This is a genomic window from Natronocella acetinitrilica (assembly GCF_024170285.1).
Classification (GTDB): Bacteria; Pseudomonadota; Gammaproteobacteria; order Nitrococcales; family Aquisalimonadaceae; genus Natronocella; species Natronocella acetinitrilica.
Genome location: NZ_JALJXV010000004.1, coordinates 193,458 through 208,523, shown reverse-complemented (window position 1 = coordinate 208,523; position 15,066 = coordinate 193,458). Strand labels below are relative to the sequence as shown.

Genomic DNA, 15,066 nt, shown 5'->3' with positions numbered 1-15,066 from the left:
TAACTTGAAGTTAGCAGGAGGCGTGAGCAGGGATCAAGCGGGAAGATAGGATGGCAAGGGCCACTGGCGCACCGATTACCGATCGGAGGTGAGCTGGCTCCAGGCCTGCGCCGGCTCGAAACCCAGCTGCTCCCGCGCCCGGCTCCCATCAAACAAGGAGGCGCGGGGGTTTGCGGCATACACATCCGGGCGTCGCAATGCCGGCAAGCGACCGAAGACACGCTCGGCAAAACCAAGGGTTGGCTCGCAAATGCAACTGTCCGGCGCGGTGATGTAGAAGATGCTGTCACGCACACCGGTTGCGAACAGCGCGCAGCGGAACGCCCTGGCGCAGTCCTCTGGCCCGATATGGGAGAACGTCCAACGGGTCGTCGGATCGGCGGCCTTGGCCTGCAGAATCGGGATGTTCTCGGGAAGGGACACCATCATGGGCCGCAGGCAGAGCACCTGCATTGGGCCGCCGATTCGCACACTCCCCGCCATCATCTCGGCGAGCTGCTTGCTAAGACCGTAGGGGTGGCCCGGCCGGTCGGGGTGATCCTCGTCGATGGGCAGATAGGCGGGGGCGTGATCCTCGCGCATTTCCGGCAAACCGGAGGCCATGACGCTGGAGCAGAGCACCACGCGGCGAGCACCACACTCTCGAGCCGCCTGCAGCACGTTCCAGGTACCCATGGCGTTGACCTGAATGAAATCCTCCGGCCCGCGGGGGAAATCCAGATCGATCCCTGCCAGGTGGATAACCGCATCGACACCGGCAAAAGCGTGCCTGAGGGCCTGAAGATCGGTGACATCGGCCTGCCGGAACTCGCAGTCCGGCAGGCGTTCAGGATGCTGCTGATCAACCACCAGCAAGTCGGCATGCGCTGCGAGTTCTGCAACCACGTAGCGGCCAAGCCTTCCGGCGCCGCCGGTCACGGCAACGCGTCGAATCTCGCCAGCCTCTGTCATTCGTCTCCTCACGGCTTAGCCGCGCCCGCTAGTGTCCCCTAAGGTAGCAGGATCGTTGCACCCGTGGTGCCGCGACTCTCAAGGAGACGATGGGCCTCGGCAACCTGCTCGAGCCGGAAGCGATGGCCGATCTCGACGCCGAGTCGACCATCTGCCAGCAGGGGAAACAGCCGGTCGCTCATGGACATCACGTCCGCCGTTGTACTGGCGTAATGTGCGAAATTGGGACGACTGATAGTGGCAGACTTTCCTGCATATTCGGCAATATCTATGGGGTCAATGTGCCCGGAGGCCTGACCAAAGCTGACGAGATGCCCGCGCACCGCCAGCGCCGCATAGGATTTTCCAAGATTGTCTCCGCCCACTGCGTCATACACGACGGAGGCACCCTTTCCTCCAGTCAATGCCTGCACCCGCGCAACGAAATCCTCCTCTGTATAGACAATCACATGCTGGGCCCCGAACTCCTGGGCCCGCCGGGCCTTCTCCGGCGTACCGGCGGTACCGATCACGGTGGCGCCCTTCAATGCGGCCCACTGGCAAAGCAGCGAACCCACGCCGCCAGCGGCCGCATGCACCAATACGACCTCGCCTGGCTGTACGTCATGGACCCGATGCAACAGAAACTCTGCAGACATGCCCTTGAGCATTGCCGCCGCCGCCATTTCATCTGACACGGCGTCAGGGAGTGGCACCACAAGCGCCGCATCCATGGTACGGACATCACAATAGGCGCCTGGTGGCGGACAGGCATAGGCAACCCGATCTCCGGCCCGGAGATGGCGGACACCAGCGCCCACATCCATGACAACACCTGCTGCCTCCATACCGAGGATGGCGGGCGGCTCCGCCAGCTTGAAATAGCCCGAGCGGCAATAGACATCAATGAAGTTCAGGCCAATAACAGTGTGCCGGAGCCGCACCTGACCCTGCTCCGGCGGCGGCGCGGTGACATCTTCCGAAGCGAAAACCTCCGGACCGCCGTAGGTGGTGGCAATCATGCCGCGACCGCGTACGCTCTCATGCCCGGACACGGCGGCACCCACTGATACCGGCGTTCGAACCAGTTTCGCTGGCGTCGGAGGCTCCACCGGCTCCGTTCGAGCCGCTGGCCGTCGCTCCAACAGTTGGCGAATGGCGTCGAAACCCGCCTCGTAAATCTGGCCGCCGACAATCTCTACAAGTTCGTCGGCAAGACCTGGCGGGGGCTGGAATCGACCTTCCCAGTGCCAAAACGTTTGCTCGCCATCGGTCACCGGCTTCAGAGTCACCGTGGATGTGTAGCCATTCAAGGGCAACGGTGCTTCAAGAATGCAGTAGGTGAAGCAGTGATTCCGGTCAGACAGACTCAGCAATTGCTCTCGAATACGGCCACCATCCTGCAGGCTGAAGTCACGCACGCAACCAACCGCGTCGGGAAGCCGGTTGTCCTCAATGCGGCTACTGGCAACCGCCGGATGCCAGCGATCATGACCGTTGAAGTCCCGAATCAGACCCCACACCACGTCGATCGGTGCATTGATGACCGTACTGCGGGTGACGGTAACCCGCTTACCGAAAGGTGCGCCCATCGCTCAGCGACCGCCCAGCCGTTCCTTCAGCGCATTGAACCCGCCCTGAAAGACGCTGTTGCCGACGAGTTCCGACAACTCGCGCTCACGGCCAGGGGCGCACTCGAACTCTGCCGACCACTCGATGAAGCAGCGGTTGCCATCGGTGATGGGGGTGACTTTCAACGTTGCGATGTAGTCATCGACGCCCATGGGCGACTCGAGGATGGAATACACGCAGGTAAACTCGAAATCCGACAGGGCCAGCAGTTGTTCACGGATGCGCCCACCATCCTTCAACGAAAAGTTGCGAATACAGCCCACCTTGTCCGACGGATGATGCTGCTCGATTCGGCTCTCGGCGATCGCCGGATGCCACTCCGGCAGGGCATTGAAGTCCCGTACAACCCGCCAGACCCGATCGGCGGGTGCGTTGATGACGCTGGATCTGTAGACCTTGACCATACAATCTCTCCGACGTCAGGGCTTCTTGCGGGCCTTGGCGGCGTTGTCTGCAGACCCATCGTCGGCTTGATCACCGCCGACACGCTCCTCCGCCGAGATGCCCGCGTCATTGGACACGCGGCTGACCATGCGATTGAGATCACCTCCCTGCAAACCGACCTCGCGCAGCAGAGAGTCCAGCAACGGCGCCTGGGCGCGGTAACGCAGGGCACTGTTCACCACGTTGTCGGCCAGGTTGCCACTGCCACCCTCGCTGCCCCGTGAGGCGGGTGTCAAAGGCCCGGTCAGTCCGTCCACCTGGAGAATCTTGATACCTTCGATGCGCTCCATGGGCTTGGCGCTCTCGCGGATAATGCCTTCCAGCTTGTCCAACAGCTTGTTGCGCATTTCCGATTGGCGCGACTCCACCGTCAGTATGTTGTTGGCCTCGTTCATCTGGCGACGGCCCTCGGCGTCGATCTCGTAGCGCAGCTTGGCAGCCAGGGCCCGAAGCTTCTCGGCCTCGCTCTCGCCTTCAGCAGCCAGTCGCCGGGCCTCGGCCCGATCCTCGGCGGCGACGCGCTCAGCCTGGGCGGCGGCGCGCAGACGAATACCCTCGCGCTCGGCCTCCTGGGCGGCGAGGATAAGCTCCACGGCCTTTCTCCGTTCCGCTGCCTCGCGCTCACGTACCGTGAACACCTGCTCCTCGGCCTCCACTGCCTTGCCTCGGGCCTGCTCGGCGGCAACCTGGGCCTTTGATTGCGCCTGGGAACGTTCGGCTATCTCTATCTGACGATTCTGCTCCGCCAGTTCGAGGGCCTTGCGGCGCTCGACTTCCAGTTCCTGAATTTCCCGCTCGCGGCGAATGCGCTCTTCATCCAGACCGCGCTCCATGCTGATTCGTGACCGCTCGGTTTCCAGGCGGCTACTGATGCGCGACTGCTCGGATTCCCGCTCGTACTGTGTTTGCTCGCGGACGATTTCCGCCTGCTGCAGTGCGCGGCGGGATTCCACGTCACGTTGTTGCTCCAGGCGGGCGAACTCGGTGTCCCGATCGATTTGCAGCACCATGCGATCGGTTTCCAGGTTCTTGTTGCGAATCTCGATCAGGGTGTCCTGCTCGATATCGTTGCGCAGCTTCTTGCGATGCTCGATTTCCTGGGTCAGCCGGGTCAGACCCTCGGCGTCAAAGGCATTGGACGGACTGAAATACTCCATGGCCGTCTGATCCATGCCGGTGAGCGACAGGGCCTGCAGTTCCAGGCCACTGCTGGCGAGATCTTCAGCCACCGCCGCCTTGACTCGCTTGACGTATTCGCCGCGCTTTTCATGCATCTCTTCCATGGTCATCTCCGCGGCCACGGAACGCAGGGCATCAACGAACTTACCCTCCACCAGTTCCTTGAGGCGATCCGGTTGCATGGTTCGCCGCCCCAGGCTCTCCGCGGCGATTGCGATTCCCTCATGAGTCGCCTTGACGCGTACGTAGAACTCCGTCACCACGTCCACGCGCATCCGGTTGCGGGTAATCAGCGCCCGATCCTGACCCCGTTGCACCTCCAGGCGCAGCGTGTTCATGTTGACCGGAATCACTTCATGAACAATGGGCAACACGAAGGCACCGCCGTCCTTGACAACCTTCTCGCCACCGAGACCGGTGCGCACGAAGGCGGTCTCCTTCGTCGACCGGCGGTAAAGCCAGTTGAGCAGATAGACGACCCCGACAATGATCGCCGCGAGGATGATGATCCCCAGTATCGTCCAACCAAACGCTGCACCAGACATGCTCTCCTCCGTCTGCGGGCCCGGCCCGCTGTTTTTATCAGAAAGGTTTCGGCACCTACGCGATCACCGAGCGGCTGCGCTCAGGCTCGCCGAATACCCTTGAATTTCCGCGTCTGCTCGATCAGCGCCTGCTCCACCGGCAGACGCTCCATGGACGATGCGCCATAAAACCCGTGGCAATCAGGGCACTTGCCGAGGATGTAGGCGGCATCATCCGGCATGGCGATGGGACCACCGTGGCAGAGCACGATGACGTCCGGCTTGACCTCCCGGGCGGCGGCCGCCCAGGCATTGATCATCGGGACACAGTCGTCAAGGCTCAGCGCTGTCTCTGCACCGATGGCACCGCCGGTGGTCAGTCCCAGGTGGCAGACGACAATGTCGGCACCAGCGTCCGCCATGGCCCTGGCATCGTCCTCGCAGAAAACGTAAGGCGTTGTGAGCATTTCCATTTCCCGCGCCTTGCGGATCACCTCGACCTCCATGGCGTAGCTCATGCCCGTCTCTTCCAGATTGGCGCGGAAGGTGCCGTCAATGAGGCCAACCGTGGGGAAATTCTGGATGCCGGAAAAACCGAGATTCCTGAGCCGACCCAGCAGGTGTTCGGTGATCATGAATGGATCCGTACCATTGACCCCGGCCAGCACCGGTGTCTGCTTCACCACCGGCAGCACTTCCGAGGCCATCTCCACGACAATCTCGTTGGCATTGCCATAGGCCATGAGCCCCGCCAGGGAACCACGCCCCGCCATGCGGTAACGCCCGGAGTTGTAGATCACGATGAGGTCGATGCCTCCGGCCTCCTCGCACTTGGCCGACAACCCAGTGCCGGCGCCACCGCCGACGATGGGTTCACCGCGATCGATCATTCCGTGGAATTTGTCCAGCAACGCCTGGCGCTCAAACCGCGGCATACCGTCGTCCCCCCGTCTGTTGCTCACTCATGATCTCCCGGAAGGCCTCCACCAGCGCACGGGAGAACTCCGGGTCATTGATGTTGTGTGGAAGCTTGATGAGGCGTTTGTTGCCAGTGGGTCGAAACGCCTGCTCGACCGCCTGGAACAGTGCCTGGTCTGCCGCCGGATCCCAGAACTGCTTGCCCGGCGCATCCAGAAGTGACACGCCCCCTTCGGGAATGAAGAAACGCACCGGACCGCGGAACTGATTGAGTCGCTCGCCGATCCAGCGGCCGATGGCGGTATTCTCCTCCGGGGTAGTCCGCATCAGCGTGACCTGGGGGTTGTGGCGATAGAGATTTCGCCCCCGGAAACGCGCCGGCACGGTATCCATGGCGTGGAAGTTGACCATGTCCAGGGCACCGCAGGAGCCCACGTAGGGAATGGACTGCCGAATGAAGGCACCGAGACGATCCTCACCGGCGCTGAACACGCCGCCTCCGATGAGATCAGCAACCTCCGTCGTGCTGACGTCGATCACCCCGGACAACATGCCGGAGTCCGCGAGTTTTTCCATGGACTGCCCGCCCGTGCCGGTGGCGTGGAAGGTCAGGCAGTCATAATCGTCAGCCAAATCCCGGGCCACCGCTTGCACGCAAGGGGTCGTGACGCCAAACATTGTCAACCCGATAGCAGCCTTGCGGGCGGTGTTCTGCTGCCTGCCGATGTGGGAGATCATCCCGCCGAGGGCATGGGCTGCGTTGGCCAGCACCTGCTCGGAGATACGGTTGATACCCTGGACGTCGGTGACCGAGTACATCATCGAGATGTCGCTGGCACCCACGTAGCGCTGCACGTCTCCCGACGCCACCGTCGACACCATCATCTTCGGTATACCGATGGGCAAACGCTGCATGGCCGGGGTCACCAACGCCGTCCCGCCGGAACCACCGGCAGAGATGATGCCGCCCACGTCCCGGCGGGTGGGCAGGTAACGCTCGAAAGCCTCAGCCATGGCGCTGACCGCACTGCCGCGGTCAGACGTGAATACAGCCTGGGCGCCGCCGGGGTGATAGCGGGCAACTTCCGTCGGACCCACATCGGCGGATGAAGGGCGCCCGCTGGTGCTGAGATCAACCGTTCGCGTCCGCAGGCCCATGCGCTTCAACCGGTTCTCGATGAAGCGCAGCTCCTGGCCCTTGGTGTCGAAGGTGCCGGCAACATAAGCAACGTGGGCAACCATATCGGCGACGGAAACCTGGGGGATATCCGCTGGGCGGTCTGAGTCCCACGTTGTTCCGGTCGGCGTGATCGCGGTGGCATCCGCAGGCCGCTCGCCACTCCCGCGACTGGATGGACGCCAGCCACCAGGGGCCGGATCACCCGACGACCAGCGCGTCGGGGCGCCGCTCGCCACATAGGCGGGGGCAGGCCCCTCGTCCGACTCCGAGGTCTCGCGGCGGACACGGAACACCATGGGCTCATCCGCTGCCCCTTCGCCGGTATCGACGCCCGGGTCGTCGGACTCGAGGGGATCGAGAGAGTCTTCCTGACGCCCCACCCCGAGTAACTGCTGCTGCAGTGCCTTGTCAGCAGCCAGCTCAGCCGCCGACATGTCGCGAACGATCTGACCATTCATCATGATGGCAATGCGTTCGGAGACATCCAGCGCGACGCCAAGATTCTGTTCGATCAAAAGGACCGAGATTTCGCCACCCTCCCCCAGGTCCTTCAGCAGGCCGGCAAGCTGCTGCACGATCACGGGGGCGAGCCCTTCGGTGGGCTCATCCATGATGAGCAAATCCGGATTCGCCAGGAGGGCGCGACCAATGGCGAGCATCTGCTGCTCGCCGCCGGAGAGCTGCGCACCACCATTGCGGCGTCGCTCGGTCAGCCGGGGAAATGTCTCGTAGACGCGATCAACCGTCCAGGCTCCACGGCGCCCGCTCCGCGCAGCGAGTCGCAGGTGCTCATCCACACTCAATGATGGCCAGACGCGACGCCCCTGGGGCACATACCCAACCCCCAGGCCAACCACTCTATTGGGCCTCAGCCCGAGCATCTCCCTGCCCTTGAAGCGTGCACTTCCGCTCTTGTGGGAAACTAGCCCCATCAACGTATTGCAAAGCGTGGTCTTGCCCATTCCGTTGCGGCCGACGATCCCGAGAATGCCGCTTTGCAGGTCGAAGCTGACCCCCTGCAGGGCCAGGGCATGACCGTAGGCCACCTGTAGATCACGGACCGACAGCACGGGTGTTCCGGTCCGACCTGTCTTTTCGTCAGCCATGACCGTCCCCCAGGTATATGCGCTGTACGTCGGCATCCGCCTCTATTTCTTCGGGTCTGCCTTCCTTGAACATCTCGCCGTTGTGCATGACCGTGCAGTAATCCACGACACGCAAGGCAACATCGAGGTCATGCTCGATGATGATGTAAGCGATGTGCTCCGGTAGGCCTTTCAGTAGCTCAACGAGCTCCCGACGCTCCACCGAAGACAGGCCGGCCGCGGGCTCGTCAAACAGAATGAGCCGCGGGGCGCCGGCCAGCGCCATGCCGATCTCCAACTGACGCTGCTGACCATGGGCGAGATCCGCCACAGGGGTCTGGGCCAGATGGGAAAGACGTACGGCGTCCATCATCTCCCGGGCTGAGCGCATGGCTGGATCAGCCAGACCCGGCCGGCGGAAGGAGAACCGCCCCCGGGAGACACCGCGCACCGCGAGAAAGAGGTTATCCAGTACGCTCAGCCCTTTGAAAAGCTGAGAGTTCTGATAGGTACGCCGCAACCCGCGGCGGATGCGCTCCGCCGCGGGTAACGTCGTGACGTCTTCTCCAAAGAAACGGATGCTGCCCGCCGTCGGCGGGAAGTCACCCGTGATTGCGTTGAACAGCGTCGTCTTGCCCGCGCCGTTGGCACCCAGCACCGCACGACGCTCACCATGCTCCACACGGATGGTGATGTCTCGCAGTGCCACAAGGGCACCAAAGTGGCGGCTTACGCCCTGGAGTTCCAGGGCGCTTGCCGACATGGAGCGGGTTGCCGCTGTTGTGGTCTCTAAAGCCATGTTGTTATCCGAGCCACCTTCGCTGGATACGTGCCGTTGCTAAGGACACTCGGGGTTGTCACGGGCTGCGAAACCACCCGCGAGAAACTCTTCCTCGGTGAAGCCCAGGGTCTGGTTCACACCGTGGCGGACGTCGACGACACGGTTATAGAGAGAACCATCATCGTCCTGCGCAACTTCCGTGATGAACACATCCGCGATTGCCTGCCGGTTGTGGTCAATCTGGATAACACCCGTGGGCGTCTCCAGTTCCAGGTTTTGCAGCGCTTCACGGAAGGCGGCATGACCGTCGGAAAGATCACCATTGACCTGATCCAGCGCCGTCAACGCAGCGAGCGTGTTCACGTAATAGGAATGCGCGAACAGGCCGGGGGAGCGAAGACCGTCCGGGAACATCTCACGATAGGTCGCGACGAACTCCTGCCACTCCTCGCCCTCGTAGTTGTCGGCCACAGGGCCCGCGGTGGGGGTACCGATGAGGTAGTCACGCTGACGACCACGAGCGGAGAGTACCGACTGATCAACCGTGATCGAACCGGCGATCATGGGCTTGGCGCCACCCATCTGCTGGTACTGCTCCAGGAAGTTGAGTGCGTCCGAACCACCCAATGCCACGTAGATGGCATCCACGTCCTGGGGCATACGGGCGATGACCGATGAGTAGTCGCGGGTTTCCAATGGTACGAAGAACTTCTCCGGCACCCTTCCACCGGCGTCACAGAACTCGGTCATGAAGCCCTTGATCAACGCGTACGGGAACGAGTAGTCCTCGGCGATGATCGCCACCGACTCATAGCCCTTTTCCTCGTACACGTAAGAGCCAAGTCCGGCCTGCCACTGCACGCCATCGGTGGAGAAACGGAAGAAGTTCTCCGATGGATCCTCCAGGGTGGTCTGCTGCGCGGCTGAACTGCCGTTCAGGAACGTGACTCCGGGATGTTCCATGGAGTAGTTCTTGATGGCGATACCTTCGGAGCCGGACAGCGGGCCGATCATGATGTCGACCTCGTCGTTCTCGACCAGGCGTCGGGCGGCGCGCAGGGCGCTATCCGGCGATGCGTCGGAAGATGCCTCGAAGATCCTGATTTCACGGCCTCCTGCTTCGTGTCCCCACTTCTCCATGGCCATGCGGAAACCGCGCATCCCGTCCTGGCCGGACGCCGCAAACACGCCCTCAAGGGTGGCGAGCACGCCGATGCGAAGCGGTTCATCCGCATGGACAGTCCCCATCCCTCCGGACAGGGCGACCGATGCCGCTGCCGCCATTAGCAAGCTTTTCTTCACCATTGCTTTTCCTCCTCCTCGTGGTCCCGCCTGTTTACAAACGGGTTTTTTTGCCTGTACCAGGCTTTTAGCTTCCCCCAGAGGCCGAGAACGCCATCCGGGGAGAACAGCACTATTAACAGAAAAACAATACCGATCAGAGTGTTGAACCGGTCGCCAGCGATAAGCTGCATGGCGAAGTTCTCCATCAGGATGAATATCAGGGCGCCGATGAAAGGTCCGATGGGATGCAGGATTCCGCCGAGAATGGCGATGATCAGGATGCTGATGACCGGCCCCAGGCCCACCGACCCCGGAGAAATCTGGGTGTTGAGCCAGACCAGCAGCACGCCGCCGAGGCTGGCAAGGAAGCCGGCCAGTGCATGGGCAGCGATGCGATGCAGATTGACGTTGAAACCAAGGGCTCGCATGCGTCGGGGGTTGTCACGAATCGCCTGTAGCGCCAGACCGAATGGCGATCGGGATATGTACAGAACCAGCAGGTAACCGAAGGCGGCTGCGGCCAATGAGAGAAAATAGAAGTGATTCTGCTGGCGGAGGTTCATGCCGAACAACAACGGTGGCCGCACCCCGGCGAACCCGTCAAACGCATTGAATACCGGCAGGTTCTGAAGAACGAAAAAATAGAAGGCCACGGCGATGGCCAGGGTGATCATGATCGTGTAGATGCCGGATGTGCGCACCGAGATGCAGCCGATCAAGGTTGCGAAGACCGTACCCGCAATGATGGCCAGTGGAATCACCACGAAAGGTGGCCAGCCCATGCCAAGCCCACTGGCGGCGGTGCCAAGAATTGCCACCATGTAACCAGCCAGCCCGGCTACGGTCAGTTGCGACAGAGAGACCATGCCGCCATACCCGGCAAGCAGCATCAACGACAGGGCGATGAGCCCGAGAATCAGCGTCTGCGCACCGATCTGTACGGTCCAGAAACTGCCAACCGTAAAGGGATAGACAATCAGCAGGGCGACGACCACGAAGTGGTACCAGCGGATACCGGAGATCACCCCATAAGTCCCGGCACTCGTCACAGGTTTGCTTGTCGTCTCATCGAGAATGGATGCCATGAGTCTGTCTAGTCCCGCTCTTGTCTAGGATTGAGCTGCCTTGCCCATGATTCCCTGCGGCCGCACCGCCAGCACGATGACCATGATCAGCAACGTATAAACGGGGGCATAGGTCGGCGAGTAAGCCAGCCCGAACTGCTCGGTCAACCCGATCAGCAAAGCGCCAATTGCCGCCCCGGTAATGCTGCCCATCCCGCCGACGATCACCACGATCAGCGAGGCGAGCAGGAAACGCATGTCTTCCCCGGGTGAGAGTGAGAGGTACGTACCCCCCAGCACACCGGCCAACCCCGCCAGACCCGCGCCGATGGCGAAGGTCACGCAAAATACGAGTTGCACGTTGACACCGGACGCAGCGAGCATGCCCTTGTCGTCAACACCGGCCCTGATCGTCAGTCCCATACGGGTCTTGTTCAGGAATAGCCAAAGGGCGATGCCGATCACCACCGCCGCGGCCAGCACGAACAATCGATAGGTGGGGTAGAAGAATCCCACCCCTGGGATCTGCGTTGCCCCGAACAGCCAATCCGGCACGGTGAACTGGTAGGCGACAGCCCCCCAGTAGGCCAGCATGAGGTCTGCGGCAATGATGGAGATGGCGATGGTGACAAGTGTCTGCCGCAACTCCTGGCCTTCCATGAAGCGGAAGATGAGCAACTGCAGCAGGACGCCCATCACAGCCATGGACGAGAATCCGGCGAGCACCGCCAACTCCCAGGAATCGAAGGTGTCGTAGGTGGAGAAGCCCACGTAGCCGCCGAGGAGATACAGGGAACCGTGAGCCAGGTTGATGTTGCGCATCAGACCGAACACAAGGGAGAACCCACTGGCAACGAGAAAATACAGCCCGGCCAGCGTTAACCCATTCAGCAGCGTGATCAGGAAAAGCGTCATCCACCACCCTCTCTTGGCTTGTTATTGTTCGGCCCAGAGCGCGTACCGACCCCTAGCCGGTCCACCGCATCCCCTGCCTCTGCGCCGTGCCCTCAGGTGCGCGATGGAACGTGCCATCCTTCATGACCGCCAGAATTCGCTTCTTTTCCTGTAGCACGCGGATATTGGACAGGGGGTCTCCGTCCACCAGGATCATGTCGGCCAGGTAGCCTTCCTTGATCTGCCCCAGTTCATTCGGACGGCCCATGATCTGACCGCCCAGCTTGGTGGCGGAGAGCAACGCCTCCATGGGAGACATCCCGATCCGGTCAACGAAGTACTCGAGATCCTTGGCATTGGTACCGTGGGGAATCCAGGCGAACCCGTAATCGCCACCGGGCAACACGCGAATGCCTCGGCGATGCATCTTGCGCATGCAGTCGATGGCCATTTCCGCCTCACGGGCGTACATCATCCCCATGGGCGAATCCGGCGCGACGCCATAGTCCCCCGCCTCGGTTGCCGTCTTGATGAGCCAGGCCAACCCCGGCGCAACGAAATGCTTGTCCTTGTTGGCTTCGAGAAGGTCAAGGGTCTCCTCGTCGGCGAACGAGGCGTGATAGATGATCTCGATACCATGGCGGACGCACATCTTGATGGATTCGTTGGACCGGGCATGGGCCGCCACGCGCAAGCCACGACGCTTGGCCTCGGAGACGGCAACCGTAACCTCCTCGTCGGTCATTGGCGTCTCTTCCGCCGGTACACCGGCGATTTCCTCACCGGAGAGATTCAGCTTGATGGTGTCGCAACCGTACTTGATGAACATGCGGACAGCGCGGCGCATCTCCTCGACCCCGGAGACGATGCAGCCGAAGGACATGTCGGGAATGTCGATGTGGGGTGGCGACGTGTCGCCAAGACCGCCGGTGGTGGTAATTTCCTGGCTGGCGGCACTGTACCGCGGCCCCGGAATCTGACCGGAATTGATGGCATTGCGAATGACGACGTCCAGACGGGCCTTGGCCGAAGCCGCACCCATGCAGGAGGTCCAGCCCATATCGATGTAGCGCTTGGCCATATCCGCCGCGAACAGCGTGTGTTCCTCCGGCGGCATCATCTGTATCGCTTCAAGCGATGGCTGATCGTTCCATGACAGGTGTACATGCGCCTCGGTCATGCCGGGCATCAGGGTTGCGCCGGCACCATCGATTGTCATGTGTCCGTTGCTCGACCCCGTACGGCTTGCTCCGCGGCCAACCTGTTTGATCCGGTTTCCCTGGACCAGCACTTCACCGGTATACGGCTGTTCGCCCGTGCCGTCGAAAATGCGCACATTGGTAAATAGATAGTTGCCCATACTCTCCTCCAAACCCGGTCCTGCCATTGAACTGGCTTGTTCGCCCGGCTCCCGTCGCGGGAACCCGATTTAGCGCACGGAAGCCAGGAAGCTCCGCAACTCTCGATTGACCTCCTCGAAGCGCTCAAACGTGGTCCAGTGACCGCAGCGGGGCAAAATCACCGAGCGGCCGTTCTCAAGCTTTTCCGCCATCTGTCGGGATACGGAAGGCGGCCCTACACCGTCCTCCTCACCGGTCACCAGGAGCACCGGACAGCCGATCCGGCCGATATCCGCCGCCCGAGCGTCGGACAGGGCCTCGCAATTCACTGCATAGCCCTCTGGCGACTGACGCATCAGCGACTCCCGAACCATGGCGATGGCAAGCGGATTGCGCTCCTTGGTCTCCGACGAGGTCGCTGCCTGCACGATGGCATCGGCAATGTCCGCCATACCGTCTTCCCGCGCCTTGGTTGCCCTATCCTTCAAGGCCGGGCGGGCCTGCTCCGGCGGCTCCATCAAGGCGCCGAACAGGCTCAGGCTCTTCACCAGAGACGGCCGCTCCACTGCCAGGTGCTGACAGACAATGGTCCCCATGGAGTGGCCAACGAAATGCGCCTTTTCGACACCCAGCACATTGCACATGCGCAATACCGCCTGGACCAGATCTCCGATGCTGGATCGGTCCGGTGCACGGCTGCGCCCGGCTCCGGGCAGATCCGGCCGAACCACGCGATATCCGGAGCGAAGCACAGGCATCTGCGGTGTAAATGTATTGGAGGTGCCACCCAAACCGTGGAGCATGACGACTGCCGTGCCCTCGCCATCTAGCTCCACCGCCATGCGCTCGATCAGCTGCGTAGTCATTCAACCCTCCTGATGCCGATCGATTGCCGCGAAACGATTATGCAGACGACCAATACCGTCGATTTCCACCGTCACCTCGTCGCCGACCTGCAAGTACCTCGGCGGATCGAAGCCAATACCAACCCCCGCCGGTGTACCCGTGGCGATCACATCACCCGGATAAAGGGTGATGCCCGACGAGAGCGTTTCTATGAGAGTGGGTATGTCGAAAATCAGTTGGGAGACCATCGCATTCTGTCGTAGCTCGCCATTGACGTAGCAGCGCACGCCGGTCTGTTGCAGATCCAGTTCGTCGGCCGTCACGGCAACGGGGCCCATGGGGCAGAACGTATCCAGAGACTTGCCGATCAGCCACTGCTTGTGCCGTCCCTGCAAGTCCCGCGCTGTCACATCGTTCACGATGGTGTAGCCCCAGACATGATCCATGGCTGACGCCTTGCTGATGCCTCGCCCGCCCCGGCCGATGATCACTGCCAGTTCGGCTTCGTAATCCACAGCCGCAGTCACCGCTGGATCGATGACCACGTCTTCGCCGTCAGCGATGACGCACTCTGGGACTTTCGAGAAAATGATCGGCGATCCGGGGACCGCGCCGGCGGCGGCGCTTGAATCGAAGCCGCTTCTTGCGAACTCGTGGGCGTGATCAAAGTAATTCTTGCCGACGCAGAAGATGTTCCGTCGCGGCCGCGGTATCGGGGCACGCACGGAAACATCGTCGAGGGGGATTGAGGCAGACCGGTCACCCTGGGGAAGACGCCCCCCATCGGCGGCAGCGATAACCAGCGGAAGAACGCCAACCGCCTCAGAATCAACCCGAATCGGATAAATGGCATCACCTGCCGGCGACAACTCTCCGACGCTACAACACCCGCCTTGGGCGTAGGCAATAAACTTCATGTATTCTCCTCGCGATCATTTATTATTTTTGAACCAATGTTGAACCAT

Annotated in this window: 13 protein-coding genes; all 13 read right to left on the bottom strand. The window is 61.7% G+C overall.

Annotated elements, in window-relative coordinates:
• Positions 1–75 precede the first annotated feature (75 nt).
• On the bottom strand, positions 76–951 hold the full coding sequence (locus J2T57_RS09725; RefSeq protein WP_253477293.1) for an NAD-dependent epimerase/dehydratase family protein: 876 nt from the start codon (positions 949–951) through the stop codon (positions 76–78).
• 38 nt (positions 952–989) lie between these two features.
• Positions 990–2,522: an SRPBCC family protein gene (locus J2T57_RS09720; RefSeq protein WP_253477291.1), complete on the bottom strand. Its 1,533-nt coding sequence runs from the start codon at positions 2,520–2,522 to the stop codon at positions 990–992.
• A gap of 3 nt (positions 2,523–2,525) precedes the next feature.
• Positions 2,526–2,966: an SRPBCC family protein gene (locus tag J2T57_RS09715; RefSeq protein ID WP_253477289.1), complete on the bottom strand. Its 441-nt coding sequence runs from the start codon at positions 2,964–2,966 to the stop codon at positions 2,526–2,528.
• A 15-nt stretch (positions 2,967–2,981) separates the two neighbouring features.
• Positions 2,982–4,730 carry a flotillin family protein gene (locus J2T57_RS09710; RefSeq protein WP_253477286.1) on the bottom strand — a complete coding sequence of 583 codons (1,749 nt, stop codon included), beginning with the start codon at positions 4,728–4,730 and terminating at the stop codon, positions 2,982–2,984.
• Between the two features lie 80 nt (positions 4,731–4,810).
• The gene (locus tag J2T57_RS09705) at positions 4,811–5,671 is read right to left on the bottom strand and encodes a phosphoenolpyruvate hydrolase family protein (RefSeq protein ID WP_253477283.1); all 861 of its coding nucleotides are present in this window, start codon (positions 5,669–5,671) and stop codon (positions 4,811–4,813) included.
• The gene (locus J2T57_RS09700) at positions 5,631–7,913 is read right to left on the bottom strand and encodes an ABC transporter permease (RefSeq protein ID WP_253477280.1); all 2,283 of its coding nucleotides are present in this window, start codon (positions 7,911–7,913) and stop codon (positions 5,631–5,633) included. Before J2T57_RS09700 ends, J2T57_RS09705 begins: the two co-directional genes overlap by 41 nt.
• Positions 7,906–8,691 carry an ABC transporter ATP-binding protein gene (locus J2T57_RS09695; protein WP_253477277.1) on the bottom strand — a complete coding sequence of 262 codons (786 nt, stop codon included), beginning with the start codon at positions 8,689–8,691 and terminating at the stop codon, positions 7,906–7,908. The genes J2T57_RS09700 and J2T57_RS09695 overlap by 8 nt, the downstream gene beginning before the upstream one ends.
• Positions 8,692–8,730: 39 nt before the next feature.
• The gene (locus J2T57_RS09690) at positions 8,731–9,978 is read right to left on the bottom strand and encodes an ABC transporter substrate-binding protein (protein WP_253477274.1); all 1,248 of its coding nucleotides are present in this window, start codon (positions 9,976–9,978) and stop codon (positions 8,731–8,733) included.
• Entirely contained in the window at positions 9,972–11,042 is a 1,071-nt protein-coding gene (locus J2T57_RS09685) for a branched-chain amino acid ABC transporter permease (RefSeq protein ID WP_253477271.1), read from the bottom strand. The genes J2T57_RS09690 and J2T57_RS09685 overlap by 7 nt, the downstream gene beginning before the upstream one ends.
• A 24-nt stretch (positions 11,043–11,066) precedes the next feature.
• Positions 11,067–11,936, bottom strand: a complete 870-nt coding sequence (locus J2T57_RS09680; protein WP_253477268.1) for a branched-chain amino acid ABC transporter permease — start codon at positions 11,934–11,936, stop codon at positions 11,067–11,069.
• Between the two features lie 52 nt (positions 11,937–11,988).
• Complete coding sequence (locus J2T57_RS09675) at positions 11,989–13,275, bottom strand: metal-dependent hydrolase family protein (protein ID WP_253477265.1); 1,287 nt, start codon at positions 13,273–13,275, stop codon at positions 11,989–11,991.
• 69 nt (positions 13,276–13,344) lie between these two features.
• Entirely contained in the window at positions 13,345–14,121 is a 777-nt protein-coding gene (locus J2T57_RS09670; RefSeq protein WP_253477262.1) for an alpha/beta fold hydrolase, read from the bottom strand.
• Complete coding sequence (locus J2T57_RS09665) at positions 14,122–15,018, bottom strand: fumarylacetoacetate hydrolase family protein (protein WP_253477259.1); 897 nt, start codon at positions 15,016–15,018, stop codon at positions 14,122–14,124. It lies immediately after the preceding gene.
• Positions 15,019–15,066 lie beyond the last annotated feature (48 nt).

Coding starts and splice junctions, on each gene's coding strand:
- J2T57_RS09725 (WP_253477293.1), bottom strand. CDS start 951: ATGACAGAGGCTGGCGAGATTCGACGCGTTGCCGTGACCGGCGGCGCC.
- J2T57_RS09720 (WP_253477291.1), bottom strand. CDS start 2,522: ATGGGCGCACCTTTCGGTAAGCGGGTTACCGTCACCCGCAGTACGGTC.
- J2T57_RS09715 (WP_253477289.1), bottom strand. CDS start 2,966: ATGGTCAAGGTCTACAGATCCAGCGTCATCAACGCACCCGCCGATCGG.
- J2T57_RS09710 (WP_253477286.1), bottom strand. CDS start 4,730: ATGTCTGGTGCAGCGTTTGGTTGGACGATACTGGGGATCATCATCCTC.
- J2T57_RS09700 (WP_253477280.1), bottom strand. CDS start 7,913: ATGGCTGACGAAAAGACAGGTCGGACCGGAACACCCGTGCTGTCGGTC.
- J2T57_RS09695 (WP_253477277.1), bottom strand. CDS start 8,691: ATGGCTTTAGAGACCACAACAGCGGCAACCCGCTCCATGTCGGCAAGC.
- J2T57_RS09690 (WP_253477274.1), bottom strand. CDS start 9,978: ATGGTGAAGAAAAGCTTGCTAATGGCGGCAGCGGCATCGGTCGCCCTG.
- J2T57_RS09685 (WP_253477271.1), bottom strand. CDS start 11,042: ATGGCATCCATTCTCGATGAGACGACAAGCAAACCTGTGACGAGTGCC.
- J2T57_RS09680 (WP_253477268.1), bottom strand. CDS start 11,936: ATGACGCTTTTCCTGATCACGCTGCTGAATGGGTTAACGCTGGCCGGG.
- J2T57_RS09675 (WP_253477265.1), bottom strand. CDS start 13,275: ATGGGCAACTATCTATTTACCAATGTGCGCATTTTCGACGGCACGGGC.
- J2T57_RS09670 (WP_253477262.1), bottom strand. CDS start 14,121: ATGACTACGCAGCTGATCGAGCGCATGGCGGTGGAGCTAGATGGCGAG.
- J2T57_RS09665 (WP_253477259.1), bottom strand. CDS start 15,018: ATGAAGTTTATTGCCTACGCCCAAGGCGGGTGTTGTAGCGTCGGAGAG.